The organism is Rhizobium sp. FG96 (genome assembly GCF_057808655.1).
Map to the genome: position 1 here is coordinate 48,075 of NZ_JBMDIL010000021.1, position 15,271 is coordinate 63,345.

General features: G+C 61.1%; 13 protein-coding genes. 2 read left to right on the forward strand and 11 right to left on the reverse strand.

Features of this window, described 5'->3' with window-relative positions; translation table 11 throughout:
- Nucleotides 1-70: 70 nt before the first annotated feature.
- The 10 genes from lpdA to ACODR6_RS30375 form a co-directional block, all read right to left on the reverse strand.
- Complete coding sequence (gene lpdA / locus ACODR6_RS30330) at nt 71-1,519, reverse strand: dihydrolipoyl dehydrogenase (RefSeq protein ID WP_413709450.1); 1,449 nt, start codon at nt 1,517-1,519, stop codon at nt 71-73.
- 13 nt (nt 1,520-1,532) lie between these two features.
- The gene (locus ACODR6_RS30335; protein ID WP_489026213.1) at nt 1,533-2,117 is read right to left on the reverse strand and encodes a GNAT family N-acetyltransferase; all 585 of its coding nucleotides are present in this window, start codon (nt 2,115-2,117) and stop codon (nt 1,533-1,535) included.
- Nucleotides 2,118-2,119: 2 nt separating this feature from the next.
- The gene (locus ACODR6_RS30340; protein WP_199629324.1) at nt 2,120-2,761 is read right to left on the reverse strand and encodes an SGNH/GDSL hydrolase family protein; all 642 of its coding nucleotides are present in this window, start codon (nt 2,759-2,761) and stop codon (nt 2,120-2,122) included.
- Between the two features lie 19 nt (nt 2,762-2,780).
- Nucleotides 2,781-4,124: a pyruvate dehydrogenase complex dihydrolipoamide acetyltransferase gene (locus tag ACODR6_RS30345; protein ID WP_130278382.1), complete on the reverse strand. Its 1,344-nt coding sequence runs from the start codon at nt 4,122-4,124 to the stop codon at nt 2,781-2,783.
- Nucleotides 4,125-4,139: 15 nt separating this feature from the next.
- Nucleotides 4,140-5,528 (reverse strand): pyruvate dehydrogenase complex E1 component subunit beta, encoded by a 1,389-nt coding sequence (locus ACODR6_RS30350; protein ID WP_489026216.1) that lies wholly within the window; start codon nt 5,526-5,528, stop codon nt 4,140-4,142.
- A gap of 15 nt (nt 5,529-5,543) precedes the next feature.
- Entirely contained in the window at nt 5,544-6,590 is a 1,047-nt protein-coding gene (gene pdhA, locus ACODR6_RS30355; RefSeq protein WP_112711759.1) for a pyruvate dehydrogenase (acetyl-transferring) E1 component subunit alpha, read from the reverse strand.
- A 146-nt stretch (nt 6,591-6,736) separates the two neighbouring features.
- Nucleotides 6,737-7,057 carry an FtsB family cell division protein gene (locus tag ACODR6_RS30360; RefSeq protein ID WP_112518610.1) on the reverse strand — a complete coding sequence of 107 codons (321 nt, stop codon included), beginning with the start codon at nt 7,055-7,057 and terminating at the stop codon, nt 6,737-6,739.
- Nucleotides 7,058-7,201: 144 nt separating this feature from the next.
- On the reverse strand, nt 7,202-8,476 hold the full coding sequence (gene eno / locus ACODR6_RS30365; protein ID WP_112711757.1) for a phosphopyruvate hydratase: 1,275 nt from the start codon (nt 8,474-8,476) through the stop codon (nt 7,202-7,204).
- Between the two features lie 164 nt (nt 8,477-8,640).
- Complete coding sequence (gene kdsA / locus ACODR6_RS30370) at nt 8,641-9,486, reverse strand: 3-deoxy-8-phosphooctulonate synthase (RefSeq protein WP_489026219.1); 846 nt, start codon at nt 9,484-9,486, stop codon at nt 8,641-8,643.
- Nucleotides 9,483-10,361, reverse strand: a complete 879-nt coding sequence (locus ACODR6_RS30375) for a VOC family protein (RefSeq protein ID WP_489026221.1) — start codon at nt 10,359-10,361, stop codon at nt 9,483-9,485. The genes kdsA and ACODR6_RS30375 overlap by 4 nt, the downstream gene beginning before the upstream one ends.
- A gap of 204 nt (nt 10,362-10,565) precedes the next feature.
- On the opposite strand from ACODR6_RS30375, the gene lexA reads away from it, so the two are divergent.
- Nucleotides 10,566-11,279 (forward strand): transcriptional repressor LexA, encoded by a 714-nt coding sequence (gene lexA / locus ACODR6_RS30380; protein ID WP_112711751.1) that lies wholly within the window; start codon nt 10,566-10,568, stop codon nt 11,277-11,279.
- Here the strand turns inward: lexA and ACODR6_RS30385 are convergent.
- Nucleotides 11,260-13,686: a ComEC/Rec2 family competence protein gene (locus tag ACODR6_RS30385; RefSeq protein WP_489026223.1), complete on the reverse strand. Its 2,427-nt coding sequence runs from the start codon at nt 13,684-13,686 to the stop codon at nt 11,260-11,262. The two genes, lexA and ACODR6_RS30385, sit on opposite strands and share 20 nt — an antisense overlap.
- A gap of 291 nt (nt 13,687-13,977) precedes the next feature.
- Here ACODR6_RS30385 and gltA point away from each other — a divergent pair, with 291 nt between their 5' ends.
- Nucleotides 13,978-15,267, forward strand: a complete 1,290-nt coding sequence (gene gltA, locus ACODR6_RS30390) for a citrate synthase (protein WP_112711747.1) — start codon at nt 13,978-13,980, stop codon at nt 15,265-15,267.
- Nucleotides 15,268-15,271: the final 4 nt, after the last annotated feature.

The following is a 15,271-nucleotide window of genomic DNA, read 5'->3' on the forward strand; positions in this document are numbered from 1 at the left end:
TTCCTTTCGTTTTTCCGCCCCGTCAGGACAGTTCACACCATCCTGATAGAGAGGGCGGAAACGGAAATTATCAAGCGTTCAGCACGCGGCCGTAGGCGTCGAGCACGGCTTCCTTCATCGATTCCGAAACGGTCGGATGCGGGAAGATCGTGTGCATCAGTTCTTCTTCGGTCGTTTCCAGGTTCATGGCGACGACGAAGCCCTGGATGAGCTCGGTGACTTCGGCGCCGACCATGTGGGCGCCGAGCAGTTCGCCGGTCTTCTTGTCGAAGATGACCTTCACCATGCCCTGGTCTTCGCCGAGCGCGATCGCCTTGCCGTTGGCAACGAAGGAGAAACGGCCGACGCGGATATCGCGGCCGGCTTCCTTGGCCTTGGCTTCGGTGAGGCCGACCGATGCGACCTGTGGATTACAATAGGTGCAGCCCGGAACCTTGCTCTTGTCGGTCGGATGGACGTTCGGCAGGCCGGCGATCTTCTCGATGCAGACGACGCCTTCATGCTCGGCCTTGTGGGCGAGCATCGGCGGGCCGGCGACGTCGCCGATGGCGTAAATGCCGGGGACGTTCGTCTTGCCGTAGCCGTCGATGACGACGCAGCCGCGGTCGGTCTTCACGCCGAGCGCCTCCAGGCCGAGATTTTCGATATTGCCCTGAACGCCGACGGCCGAGATCATCCGGTCAGCGGTGATCTGCTGCGACTTGCCATCGGCAGTCTCGACGGTCGCGGTGACGCTGTCTGCGCCCTTTTCGACCTTGGTGATCTTGGCGCTGGTGAATATCTTCAGCCCACGCTTTTCGAGCTGCTTGCGGGCGATCGCGGTGATCTCCGCGTCCTCGACCGGCATGATCGTCGGCATGACTTCGACGACGGTGACGTCGACGCCCATCGAGCGGTAGAAGCTCGCGAATTCGATGCCGATGGCACCCGAGCCCATGACGATCAGCGACTTCGGCAGGACATCCGGCTTCAGCGCTTCGAAATAGGTCCAGATCAGCTTGCCATCCGGCTCGATGCCCGGCAGAGCGCGCGGACGGGCGCCGGTGGCAATGATGATGTGCTTGGCCGTGTAGGTGCCGGCTTCGCTCTTGATGTTCTTCGGCAGCGGATGCTGCGGCTCGACGACAGGCTTCGACGACTTGGAAACGGTGATCTCGCCCGGCTTGGTGATCTTCGCCTCGCCCCAGATGACATCGACCTTGTTCTTCTTCATCAGAAAGCCGACGCCGGCATTCAGGCGGCCGGAGACGGCGCGCGAGCGGGCGACGACGGCTTTGGTGTCGGCCTTGACCGAACCCTCAAGAACGAGGCCGTAATCCTTCAGGTGGTTCGAATGATCGAGAATTTCGGCGGAGCGCAGCAGCGCCTTGGTCGGGATGCAGCCCCAGTTGAGGCAGATGCCGCCCAGGTGCTCGCGCTCGACGATCGCGACCTTCAGGCCGAGCTGGCCAGCACGCACTGCCGCGACATAGCCGCCAGGTCCAGAACCGATGATGATGACGTCGTAATTCTCAGCCATGTTTCCTGCCTTTTTATCCGGCGAGGCGGGTCAAAAGCACCCACTCGTGTTTCTTGCTGCCTTCGAAAAGCGGTACGGCGTCAGCGCGCGCCGCTTCCGAAAATCCATTCTTCTTGTACAGCGCGAGCGCTGCGTCATTGTCGCTTGCGGTGATCAGGCTGACCGGCAATCCGTTTGCCCTGTCGATCTGGTCACCGAGCAGCTTCATTCCAATGCCGATACCGCGCAGATGGCGGTAGACTGCCAGCGTGCCGATGAACCAGCCACCGGCGACCGTCTTCTGCATGGCGATGACGGGCGCCAGTGCGGGACGGTCCGTCTTGAGGGCGTGGATCCCCTCGCCCAACTCGTATCCGATTGCAGCGCCGGCGACCTCGCCGTAAGCTTCGGCAACGACTGCGTTCTGCCAGCTGCCCCATTCGCCGTCCCGGCTCATCTTCAGCCGGCCATGCTCCAGAGGCGTATCGGTCTTGCCGTTGGCAACCTCCGAAAACCACAGCCAGGAGGCAAAGCCATGCGAGCCGATATCGACGAGGATCGCGAGCTCGGCCGCATCCTTCCGTTCCGCCGCTCTAAGCGCTGCGAAAGCGCCGCCCATGGTCACAGCCCCAGCATCATCCGGACGATCGATTCCATGCCGCGCCCGAGAGCGCGGGTATTTTCGGCATCGAGATGGATGCCGTCGAGCGGCGTCGTCTTGGCGACGGAATTGCCGTCGAAGAAGCCGCAGCCGAGTTCGTCGGCGAGATCGCGGTAGAGCGTCGCAAGCTTCGCAGACTCTTCGATGCCGCCAGTAAACGACGCGGCGAACGGTACGTTAGCCGTCTCGCAAAGGACCGGAGGCGCCACGATCAGGATATCCGGACCGTCGAACTCGAAGGGCCAGGCGTGATTGCGGATCAGCCGCACCAGCCGGGCGATGCCCTGGCAGGCGGCAAAAGCCGAACCCGCCACGACAGGCTTCATGTCGTTGGTGCCGAGCAGGATGATGATGAGATCGAGCGGCGCATGCGTCTGCAGAATGGTCGGCAGAATGCGTGCGCCGTTGCGGTCGCAATCGGCAAGATGGTCGTCGAAGGCGGTGGTCCGGCCGTTCAGACCTTCGGCGATGACGCGGACATCGCTGCCGAGAGCGGCTTGTAGCGCGCTCGGCCAGCGATCTTCATAGGCGTGGCGGCCGATCGTCTCGGCGCTGTAGCCCCAGGTCAGCGAGTCGCCATAGCAAAGAACGGTCTTCGTCATTTCCGCCTCCGCCCTTTGATCAGACCAGCATGCCCATCGGGTTTTCGATGTAGCCCTTGAACGCCTGCAGCACCTCGGCTCCGAGAGCGCCGTCTACGCAACGGTGGTCGGTCGAGAGCGTGACGCTCATGACGGTGGCAATCGCCATTTCGCCCTTCTTGACGATGACACGCTGCTCGCCTGCGCCGACCGCGAGGATCGTTGCATGCGGCGGGTTGATGACGGCGGCAAACTGCTTGACGCCCATCATGCCCATGTTCGACACCGACGTGGTACCGCCCTGGTATTCCTCAGGCTTCAGCTTGCGGTCCTTGGCGCGCTTGCCGAGGTCCTTCATCTCGTTGGAGATTGCCGAGAGCGTCTTCAGCTCCGCCTTGCGGACGATCGGGGTGATCAAGCCACCCGGGATGGAGACAGCAACGCCGACATCGGCGTTCTTGTGCTTGACCATCGCATTTTCGGTCCAGGAAACGTTTGCATCCGGAACGTCGCGAAGAGCAAGCGCCATCGCCTTGATGACCATGTCGTTGACCGACAGCTTGTAGGCCGGAACGCCGTCCTTGGACTTCGGTGCGGCATCGTTGAGCTGGGCACGGAGCGCCAGAAGCGCATCGAGTTCGCAATCGACGGTGACGTAGAAGTGCGGAACGGTCTGCTTGGATTCGACCAGACGCTTGGCAATGACCTTGCGCATGCCGTCATGTGGCACGAGTTCATAGGAACCGGCTTCGAACAGCTTGAGGACGGCTTCGTCGGAAGCGCCCTTCGGGGCTGCGGCGGGAGCCGGTGCGGCGGCTTGCGGGGCTGCTGCGGCCGGAGCCTTGGCACCACCGCCGGCGACGGCAGCTTCGATGTCGCTCTTGACGACGCGGCCGTGCGGACCAGAGCCGGAAACCGCCGAAAGGTCGATACCGGCTTCCTTGGCAAGGCGGCGGGCGAGCGGCGACGAGAAGGTGCGGTTACCGGACGAGGCTGCGGCAGCAGGTGCTGCGGCCGGAGCCGGAGCAGCAGCGGCCGGAGCCGGCTGGGCGGCAGCAGGTGCTGCTTCCGCCTTCGGCGCCGGTGCGGCTTCGGCCTTCGGTGCAGAACCTGCACCGCTTGCGGCAGCCTTTACGTCTTCGCCTTCGGCAGCTAGAACCGCGATCAGCGCGTTGACCTTGACGCCTTCGGTACCGGCGGGAACGACGATCTTGGCAACAGTGCCTTCATCGACGGCTTCGACTTCCATCGTCGCCTTGTCGGTCTCGATCTCGGCGATGACGTCACCCGACTTGACCGTGTCGCCTTCCTTGACGAGCCACTTGGCCAGGTTGCCCTCTTCCATGGTCGGAGACAGGGCAGGCATCGTGATGTTGATAGGCATCGGAACAGCCTCCCCTTACTTGTAGCAGACGGTTTTCACTGCCTGGACGACTTCGTCGACATTCGGCAGCGCCAGCTTTTCGAGGTTTGCGGCGTAGGGCATCGGAACGTCCTTGCCGGCGATCGTCAGAACCGGTGCATCGAGGTAATCGAAGGCCTGCTGCATGACGCGGGTGGCGATTTCGGTGCCGACCGAGTTCTGCGGGTAGCCTTCCTCGACGGTGACGAGGCGGCCGGTCTTCTTGACGGATTCGATGACCGTCGGGAGGTCCATCGGGCGCAGCGTGCGCAGGTCGATCAGTTCGGCGTCGATGCCGATCTTCTCGAGCTCGGCAACAGCCTTGACCGCATAGGTCATGCCGATGCCGAAGGAGACGATGGTGACGTCCTTGCCCTGGCGGTGGATGCGCGCCTTGCCGATCGGCAGAACGAAATTGTCGAGCTTCGGCACGTCGAAGTGCTGACCGTAGAGAATTTCGTTTTCGAGGAAGACGACCGGGTTCGGATCGCGGATCGCAGCCTTGAGCAGGCCCTTGGCGTCAGCTGCCGTGTAGGGCATGACGACCTTGAGGCCAGGGATCTGGCTGTACCAGGATGCATAATCCTGGCTGTGCTGTGCGCCGACGCGGGCAGCTGCGCCGTTGGGGCCGCGGAAGACGATCGGAGCGCCCATCTGGCCGCCCGACATGTAAAGCGTCTTAGCAGCGGAGTTAATGATCTGGTCGATCGCCTGCATGGCGAAGTTGAAGGTCATGAACTCGACGATCGGCTTCAGGCCGGCCATGGCAGCGCCGACGCCGACGCCGGCAAAGCCGTGTTCGGTGATCGGGGTGTCGATGACGCGGCGTGCGCCGAACTCCTGCAGGAGACCCTGGGTGACCTTGTAGGCGCCCTGATATTCGGCAACTTCTTCGCCCATGACGAAGACGTTGTCGTCAGCGCGCATTTCTTCGGCCATTGCGTCGCGCAGTGCTTCGCGAACGGTCATGGAGACCATTTCGGTGCCGGCCGGAATTTCCGGGTCGTTGGGCACGGATGCCTTGGGCTCGGCCGGGACCGGAGCGGCAGACGACTTCTGTTCGGTTGCGGCAGGCGCCGGAGCAGCAGCGGCCGGAGCCGGCTCAGCAGCAGGGGCAGCCGACGAAATATCGGCAGCCGATTCGCCGTCCTGCAGCAGAATCGCGATCTTGGCGTTGACCTTGACGTTTTCGGTGCCGGCCGGGACCAGCAGCTTGCCGATCACGCCTTCATCGACGGCTTCGACTTCCATCGTCGCCTTGTCGGTTTCGATTTCGGCAATCACGTCACCCGAAGTGACCTTGTCGCCTTCATTCTTGAGCCACTTGGACAGCGTGCCTTCTTCCATCGTCGGAGAGAGGGCGGGCATGAGGATATCGATAGGCATTGGTTCCCTCCCCGATTAGAGCAGAATGTCGGTGTAGAGCTCGGATGCATCCGGCTCCGGATCGTTCTGGGCAAAATCGGCGCTGTCGGCGACGATGTCGCGGACATCCTTGTCGATCGTCTTCAGATCGTCTTCGGAAGCCCAGCCCTTTTCGACGAGGCGAGCCTTGACCTGCTCGATCGGATCCTGCTCGGAGCGCATTTTCTGCACTTCTTCCTTGGTGCGATACTTCGCCGGGTCGGACATCGAGTGGCCGCGATAGCGATAGGTCAGCATTTCCAGGATGATCGGGCCCTTGCCGGAGCGGCAGTGCTCGAGCGCTTCGTCTGCGGCAGCCTTGACGGCGCGCACATCCATACCGTCCACCTGGACGCCCGGAATGCCGAAGCCCGAACCGCGCAGCGAGTAGTTCGACTGCGCCGTTGCACGGGCGGTCGAGGTGCCCATGGCGTAACGGTTGTTTTCGACGATGTAGATGATCGGCAGCTTCCAGAGCGCCGCCATGTTGAAGCTTTCGTAGACCTGGCCCTGGTTGGCAGCGCCATCACCGAAATAGGCGACGCTGACCGAGTCGTTGCCGCGGTAGCGGTTGGCGAAAGCCAGGCCCGTGCCGAGCGACACCTGGGCGCCGACGATGCCGTGGCCGCCGTAGAAGTGCTTTTCCTTGGAGAACATGTGCATGGAGCCGCCCTTCCCGTGGGAATAGCCGCCCTTGCGTCCGGTCAGTTCCGCCATGACGCCGCGGGCGCTCATGCCGGTTGCCAGCATGTGGCCGTGGTCACGGTAAGCCGTGATGACCTGGTCGCCTTCTTTCTGCGCCATCTGCATGCCGACAACGACAGCTTCCTGGCCGATATAAAGGTGACAGAAACCACCGATGAAGCCCATGCCGTAAAGCTGACCGGCCTTCTCTTCGAAGCGGCGGATCAGAAGCATCTCGCGATAGGCCTTGAGCTCCTCATCGCGCGTAAAATCGGCAACCGGACCACCATTGGAGGCCTTGGCTGCGGATTTCGTGCTGGTTTTACGGCTGGAAACGGTCGCGTTCTTGCGAGGCGCCATACAACCCTCCCTATGGGTTTGTCGTTCTTCGAGTGGCGCGTACCATAGGGAAGAAAGATGGCCACAGCAATGCCATAAATGCATGGCACGTATTCAGGATTAAGCCACTGATAATTCTATTGAATTATCGATTAACCAGTATTCGGTTAATTGGAATATGAATTGAATATGACGACCTCGTCGGCGCGAGACATATTCAGCTGGTAACGGGCTTTTTCGTCCAGCATATCCTTATCGAGAGAGCCATCACTCAGCAGCGCGACCTGCTGCTCGATATGCTCGCGCTTGGCCTTCAGCGTCGCCAATTCCTTCTCGCGGGCAATGCGCCGCTGCTCGAAGACTTCGGTGGCACGCAGGCCGTAATCGCCATGGATGCAATGATAGCCGAAATAGGAGAGAAAGGCGACCGTCATGGCCGGAACCACGAACCGGCCGATCTTCTTTTTCTTATGATGCTTTGTCCACATACGCACACATGCTCTAAAACGCATTACCTATGCGAAGAGAGTAACGCTCAGAGATTAACCGTCCGTTGACTATGAATTCTTGCGGGCAAGAAAAAACCCGCGCCGGTGAAGCGCGGGTTTCAAGGCATTGAGCTTTAAGGGCTATCAGCCGCGGATGATTGAGCGGCCGGCATAGCGGGCCTGCGGGCCGAGGCCCTCTTCGATGCGGATCAGCTGGTTGTACTTTGCCAGACGATCCGAGCGCGACAGCGAGCCGGTCTTGATCTGACCGCAGTTGGTGGCAACTGCGAGATCGGCGATCGTGGAATCTTCGGTTTCGCCCGAACGGTGCGACATGACAGCGGTGTAGGCTGCCTTGTGCGCGGTGTTGACGGCGTCGAGCGTCTCGGTCAGCGAGCCGATCTGGTTGACCTTGACGAGGATCGAGTTTGCAACGCCCATCTTGATGCCGTCGCGCAGGCGGGCCGAGTTGGTGACGAACAGGTCGTCGCCGACCAGCTGAACCTTCTTGCCGGCCAGATCGGTCAGGGCCTTCCAGCCGTCCCAATCGTCTTCAGCCATGCCGTCTTCGATCGAGATGATCGGGTACTGGGCAGCGAGCTGTGCGAGATATTCGGCCATGGCGCCCGATTCCAGCGTGCGTCCCTCGCCTTCGAGAACGTACTTGCCGTCCTTGAAGAATTCGGTCGCAGCGCAATCGAGGCCGAGATAGATGTCTTCGCCCGGCTTGTAGCCAGCCTTTTCGATCGACTTCATGATGAAGTCGAGGGCTTCAGGGGCGCTCTTCAGGCCCGGTGCGAAACCGCCTTCGTCACCAACGTTGGTGTTGTGGCCCTGAGCCGACAGTTCCTTCTTGAGGACGTGGAAGACTTCCGAGCCCATGCGGACGGCTTCGCGGATCGAGTCGGCGCCAACCGGCAGGATCATGAATTCCTGGAAGTCGATCGGGTTGTCGGCATGCGCGCCGCCGTTGATGATATTCATCATCGGAACCGGCAGGAGGTGAGCGGAAGCGCCACCGACATAGCGGTAGAGCGGCAGGCCGGCGGCCTGGGCAGCAGCCTTGGCGACAGCAAGCGAAACGCCGAGGATGGCGTTGGCACCGAGACGCGACTTGTTCGGCGTGCCATCCAGCTCGATCATGATGTTGTCGATCTGGATCTGGTTTTCGGCATCGATGCCGCCGATGGCGTCAAAGATTTCCGTGTTGGCGGCTTCGACAGCCTTTTCGACACCCTTGCCGAGATAGCGCTTTCCGCCATCGCGAACTTCGACGGCTTCATGCGCGCCGGTCGAAGCGCCCGACGGAACAGCCGCACGGCCCATGCTGCCATCTTCGAGATAGACGTCGACTTCGACGGTGGGGTTGCCACGGCTATCGAGGATCTCGCGGGCGATGATATCGGTAATTGCAGTCATGGGTTTCTTCCTGCTCGGTGGGTGGATAAATCGTTTGAAATCGTCTTAGTCGAAGGCACGCAGATTGCAATGGCGTTTTCACAGCCGTTTTTGAGCCGCCTAACATGCCTTCGTTTCAGGCCACCTGCGTGGCCTATTACAAGATCATGTCAGCCTTTTGAATGTCAGGCCGACTTTGCGATCGCATCGAAGGCCAGAAGCTTTTCGAGAAGCCGCGGCATATCCTTCAGATAGACCATGTTAGGGCCATCCGACGGCGCATTGTCAGGATCTTGATGCGTCTCGACGAAGACGCCGGCAACGCCGACGGCGACGGCCGCACGCGCCAAGGTCTCGACGAATTCGCGCTGGCCGCCGGTAGATCCGCCCTGCCCGCCCGGCTGCTGCACGGAATGCGTGGCATCGAAGATCACAGGCGCGCCCATGGCCGCCATGATCGGCAGCGAGCGCATGTCGGAGACCAGCGTGTTGTAGCCGAAGGAAGCGCCGCGCTCGCAGAGCAGGATGTTCGGGTTGCCCGTCTCGTTCAGCTTGGCGAGAACATTCTTCATGTCCCAGGGCGCCAGGAACTGCCCCTTCTTGACGTTGACGGCGCGGCCGGTCTTGGCCGCAGCAACGAGAAGGTCGGTCTGGCGGGAGAGGAAGGCCGGGATTTGCAGGATGTCGACGACGGTTGCGACCTCTGCACACTGCTCCTCGGTATGGATATCGGTCAGAACCGGGAAGCCGAATTCTTTCTTCAGGTCAGAGAAGACTTCGAGCGACTTTTCGAGGCCGATGCCGCGCTGCGCCGAAAGCGAAGTGCGGTTCGCCTTGTCGAAGGAAGACTTGTAGACGAGGCCGATGCCGAGCTTCTTGCAGAGTTCGCTCAGAACACCGGCGATCATGAAGGCATGTTCGCGGCTTTCCATCTGACAGGGGCCAGCGATGATCGACAGCTTGCCGTCATTGGAAAAGGTAACGCGGCCAGCGCCTTCGCCGACGGCGACTTCTGCATTGGTGTTGCTCATTGGGTCTCCTCGAAGGCGAAGATCGCGCCTTGTCCCGGCGCCGGCTTCACCAATAGACGATTGTTCGTATTCACGTAGGTGATCCCGTTAGCAGCCAAATGCGCCGCTGTCACGGCCAGATCAGCGACCGCAAAGACGATTGCCCGCGCCCGCAGGCCGTTATCGGTGCCGAGCGGCTCGACATCGAAATAGGCCTCCATCCCTTCTTCGGAATAGATAGCGATCCGGACATTGCTGAGGGCGAAGGAAAGGCCGAAGGCGGCCTCACTGGGCGCCACGCCGCCGCTTGCCGTCTGCAGCAGCGACGCGAAGGCATCGGGTTCGTCTGCGCTCATTGCAATCTCGACGATGCCGAGAACGCCGTTGGCATGAGTCTCCAGCGCCTTGCGATCGGCCGGAAAGGCGTTGATCCGCTGGCAGGCGAAAAAGAAGACATCGGGCGCCCTGAGATCAGCGGCAAAGGCGAGCTTGAAGGCGCCGGTCGCCTGCGTTCCATCGGGCATGACGATAGGGCGCGAGAACTCCACCATGTCACCGCCGCTCAGCTGCGCGCCATCATAGGCGGCCTTGTCCGCATCGGCATCGTCAGTGCCGAAGACGACTGCCGAAAAGCCATCATCGCCGCAGCGGAAGCGGAAGGCCTGATCGCGGGCGATGAAGCTGTTGCCTTTCGCGGCAGCCACGTCGCACTCGCCCTGGCTCGCGATGCCGAGCGGCTCGAGATAGGTCTTGTCGGAGAGAAAGACGCAGGCATTCTCCGTTCCGAACGGATGACGGCCATTGGCGGCGACGGTGAAACCTAGACGGCCGAGTCGCTCGCGGGCGAAATCGATATGGGTGACGGGCAGTACCAGATGATCGAGCGGATGCGTCATGGCGGTTCCCTCCGATGAAGCCGGCAGAGATTTGCACGCCGCGCCGGGCAAAGCGCAAGCGCGGATAACCAATCCGGCAAAGAAACTTTCAAAAATGACGAAAAATGATGGGAAGTTTTACCAATATTTAGGCACTTGCGGAACACATATGGAACATATAGTGTCCGTTCTGGCTTTGTTTCACGAATCTGGGGAAAGACTTCGATGCTGACGCGCAAACAACAGGAGCTTCTCCTCTTCATTCACGAGCGGATGAAGGAGTCCGGCGTACCGCCGTCCTTCGATGAAATGAAGGATGCGCTCGACCTCGCCTCCAAGTCCGGGATCCATCGCCTGATCACGGCGCTCGAGGAGCGCGGCTTCATTCGCCGCCTACCGAACCGCGCCCGCGCACTCGAAGTCATCAAGCTGCCGGAGGCCTACAGCCCCAGCATCCAGCCGCGCCGCGGTTTCTCGCCGAGCGTCATCGAAGGCAGCCTCGGCAAGCCGCAACCCGTTGCGCCGCCGAAGCCGGCGAACGAAGACAATAGCAGCTCGATCTCGGTTCCCGTCATGGGCCGCATCGCCGCCGGTGTGCCGATTTCCGCGATCCAGCAGAATACCCACGACATCACCGTTCCCGCCGATATGCTCGGAAACGGTGAGCACTATGCGCTTGAAGTCAAGGGCGACTCGATGATCGAGGCCGGCATCTTCGACGGCGACACCGTCATCATCCGCAATACCAATACCGCCAATGCCGGCGATATCGTCGTCGCCCTTGTCGACGATGAAGAAGCAACGCTGAAGCGCTTCCGCCGCAAGGGCGCATCGATCGCGCTCGAAGCAGCCAACCCGGCCTACGAGACCCGCATCTTTGGACCTGATCGCGTCAAGGTTCAGGGCAAGCTTGTCGGCCTTATCCGCCGCTATCACTAACGGTGATCTCATCACCGTTAAAAGTGCCGCTGCGCCAATCATAGGCGCGGTGGCGGGTCCAGGGGCGGTCGAGATCCTCGAAGGATCCGGTGACCGCTGCAGCGCCTCCATCAAAGCGCAGTTCGACAGAGCCTGTCTTTCTTAAAGTAGCGCCGGTGAAGAGCAGCGCGCCAGAGCGGCAGCTTTCAAGCCGCAGGCGCACGGGTGTGACAACGATATCGGATGCATCGCAGGCGGGGCCGAGGTAAGCGGCATTGTCGATGACCGTCAGCACCGAGCCGTTTCCAAGCTTTGCCGTGCACCAGGCTTTCTTTGCGCAGGAAAACCGCTCTTCCCTGGCGTTCACCGCAATGGCGCTCTGCGCTTCCTGCTCTTGCGCTGGTGTCAGCTTTAGCCTTTCGCCTGGCGGCGCGGTGGGGACCGATGCTGATGTGATGAAGATCGGCTCGCGATGGCTGTCCAGCACTAGCGCCCGTTTCCACTGGTCGAAGATGAAACCCGGCGGGCGCTCGCGATTGGTAGCGATTGCACTGGAACCGACGATCCCCGCCATGCTGCCGTCCTCAGCAATGACGATCTTCGGTGGCGGCTTTTCCGGAAGCGTGACAACAGTCAGCGTCGATAGGACCATGATTGCCGTGCCTATATGCCTCAGCCGGGTGCGCAGCAGGGTCAATAACAGGAAGCCCGCGACCGCGGCCGGGAAATACCAGGCAGGCAATCGGCCGACGCCGATATCACCGCCCCAGGACGAGACGGTCTTGGCGATCGCGATCACTAGATCGAGACCGAAGCCGACCACCTGCCAGGCCCAGGCATCCAGCCCAAACGGCATCAAGAGCATTGCAAACAGCCCGGCCGGCATGATGACGAAGGAGATGACGGGCATGGCTGCGAGATTGGCAGGCAAGCCATAGGCCGTCAGCCGGTGAAAATGCTCGATCGAAAACAGTGCCGTCGAGAAGCCGCCGATGACGGAGGTGAGCAGGATGCCACCGAAAAAGCCGGCTGCGGCTGACATGAACCTGACGAGGCGCAATTTCGCAAATGGCTTGTCGCGCGCCGGCCGCTCCTTCCAGAGCGCATAGCCGGCGACCAGCGCCAGCGTCGCGGCAAAGGACATCTGAAAGCTCGGCCCCATGATTTCTGAGGGCGAGATGGCGATGATGATCAGTGCCGAGAGCGCCACATTGCGCAAACTGATCGACGGCCGGTCGAAGAACACCGCCGTCAGCATGATCGCCATCATGATGAAGGCGCGCTCGGCGGAAACTGCGAAGCCGGAAATCAGGAAATAGGCGGTGACGGCCGCAAGCGCTCCAGCGGCCGCGATCTTCTTGACCGGATAGGCCTGGGCGACAGACGGAAACAGGCTGAGCAGCGTGCGGAACCCAACGAAGAAGATGCCGGCAGACAGCGCCATGTTGAGGCCCGATATGGCGATGATATGCGCGAGGCCTGATTGCCGGAGTGCCTCCGTAGTTTCTGCCGAAATCGCCCGCCGCTCGTCGGTGACGAGCGCGGCTGCGAACGCGCCGGTATCGCCGGGCAAAATGCCCCTGATGCGATCGCCGATGCCGCTTCTCAGCCGGTAGAGCCACTCGAAGACGCTATCGGTCAGCGAATGCTCGTCTGCCGCCCCCGGCGTCACCGCCGTTGGCGCCCCATAGAAAAAGCCATTGGCGCCGACACGATCGAAATAGGATGAGAACGAGAAGTCGTTGAGACCGGGGAGCGCCGGGCCGGAGGGTGGCGTCAGCCGCGCCCTGCCCTTCACCCAGGTTCCCGTCTCGAATTCGGACTTGGCGCCGCGGGCGATGACAGTCACCCGGGCGGGCGGCCGTTTCACCACCGGGTTTTCGGTTGCGCGCAATGACAGCAGATAACGCCAGCCGCCGCGGCCGTCGCTTTCCCGGCGCTCGACCCGCCCGGTGAGCGTCGTCGTCACGGCGGAATCAAGAAGGACGGTCTCGGCTCTCCGGGTTTCGAATTGCGCAGTCGCGACGCCTGCCGCGACCAACGTCAATGCGGCGATCACGACGCGCATCCCCTCCCGCGCCCGATCGGTGAAGATCAGCAGAGTGAACAGTACCACCATGGAGAAAAGTGGCATGATCGGCGAGACGCTGGTGCCGGCCGCAAACCACGCCACGGCACCAAAGCCGAGCGCAACCGGCGCGAAGAGCATGCGTCCACCGTAGGCGAGCTCTTCGTTGGCGCATTTCGGGATGGCGCCTATCGCGCGCCTGATGGATGATCGGAGTCGATAAGCGCTGAGCGTGGCCGGTACGTGCCGCATCGGCACGGGCGAGAGGCCAGAATAGGCGCGCGCTGGCTCAAGATGCGGCAATTTGGCCGCATCCTCCGAAAGTTCCAGGCTGATCTCGCTGCTTTTCAACCCCGGCATGTAAAGAGCCTTGCGACCCATTAAAATACAACCAAGATGCAACCCTGCGCGCGTTTCAGCAACAATAATCGATTGAAAAAACGCAAAAAATCGTGAGTGCAAAAAGCCTAAATAAATCATCGGCTTCCGCTATGCGTTTACAGCATCGCAGGAGTGCCTAAAAGTTGATACTGCGATGCACAAAATGGCGTCACGGTAACTTGGCATTAGGCGCGCTATCATATAGCAATCTGAGCGGACGCTTAACCCTATGGCGCTTTTATGGCGCCGCCGCCAATTTGGAGGATCAGAATGACGGATCAAAGCGCAACAATCAAAATCGGCGACAAGTCCGCCAATCTTTCCGTAAAGAGCGGAACGATTGGGCCAGATGTCATCGATATCGGCGCACTCTACAAAAACACCGGCTCCTTCACGTACGATCCTGGTTTCACCTCGACCGCATCCTGTGAATCGAAGATCACCTACATCGATGGCGATGAGGGCGTTCTCTTGCACCGCGGCTATCCGATCGAGCAGCTGGCCGAGCACGGCGACTTCCTGGAAGTCTGCTATCTGCTGCTTTACGGCGAACTGCCGACGGCAGCTCAGAAGAAGGACTTCGACCATCGCGTGACGCACCACACAATGGTGCACGAACAGATGAGCCGCTTCTTCACCGGCTTCCGCCGTGATGCGCATCCGATGGCCGTCATGTGCGGCTGTGTCGGCGCCCTGTCGGCCTTCTACCACGACTCGACCGACATCACCGATCCGCACCAGCGCATGGTCGCTTCGCTGCGCATGATCGCCAAGATGCCGACGCTGGCCGCCATGGCCTACAAGTATCACATCGGCCAGCCCTTCGTTTACCCGAAGAACGACCTCGATTACGCGTCGAACTTCCTGCGCATGTGCTTTGCCGTTCCCTGCGAAGAATACACGGTCAACCCGGTTCTCTCCCGCGCCATGGACCGCATCTTCATCCTGCATGCGGACCACGAGCAGAACGCTTCGACCTCGACCGTTCGTCTCGCCGGCTCTTCGGGTGCAAATCCGTTCGCCTGCATCGCGGCCGGCATTGCCTGCCTCTGGGGCCCTGCTCACGGCGGCGCCAACGAAGCAGCGCTCAACATGCTGTCGGAGATCGGCTCCGTCGATCGTATCCCCGAATATGTCGCACGCGCCAAGGACAAGAACGATCCGTTCCGCCTGATGGGCTTTGGCCACCGCGTCTACAAGAACTACGATCCGCGCGCCAAGATCATGCAGAAGACGACGCATGAAGTTCTCGGCGAACTCGGCATCAAGGACGATCCGCTTCTCGAAGTGGCGATGGAACTTGAGCGCATCGCGCTCACCGACGAGTATTTCATCGAGAAGAAGCTCTACCCGAACATCGACTTCTACTCGGGTATCACGCTGAAGGCTCTCGGCTTCCCCACGACCATGTTCACCGTTCTCTTCGCTCTCGCCCGCACCGTCGGCTGGATCGCTCAGTGGAACGAAATGATCGAGGATCCGCAGCAGCGCATCGGCCGCCCGCGCCAGCTCTATATCGGTGAAGCACAGCGCGATTACGTTCCGGTTTCCAAGCGCTAAGCGC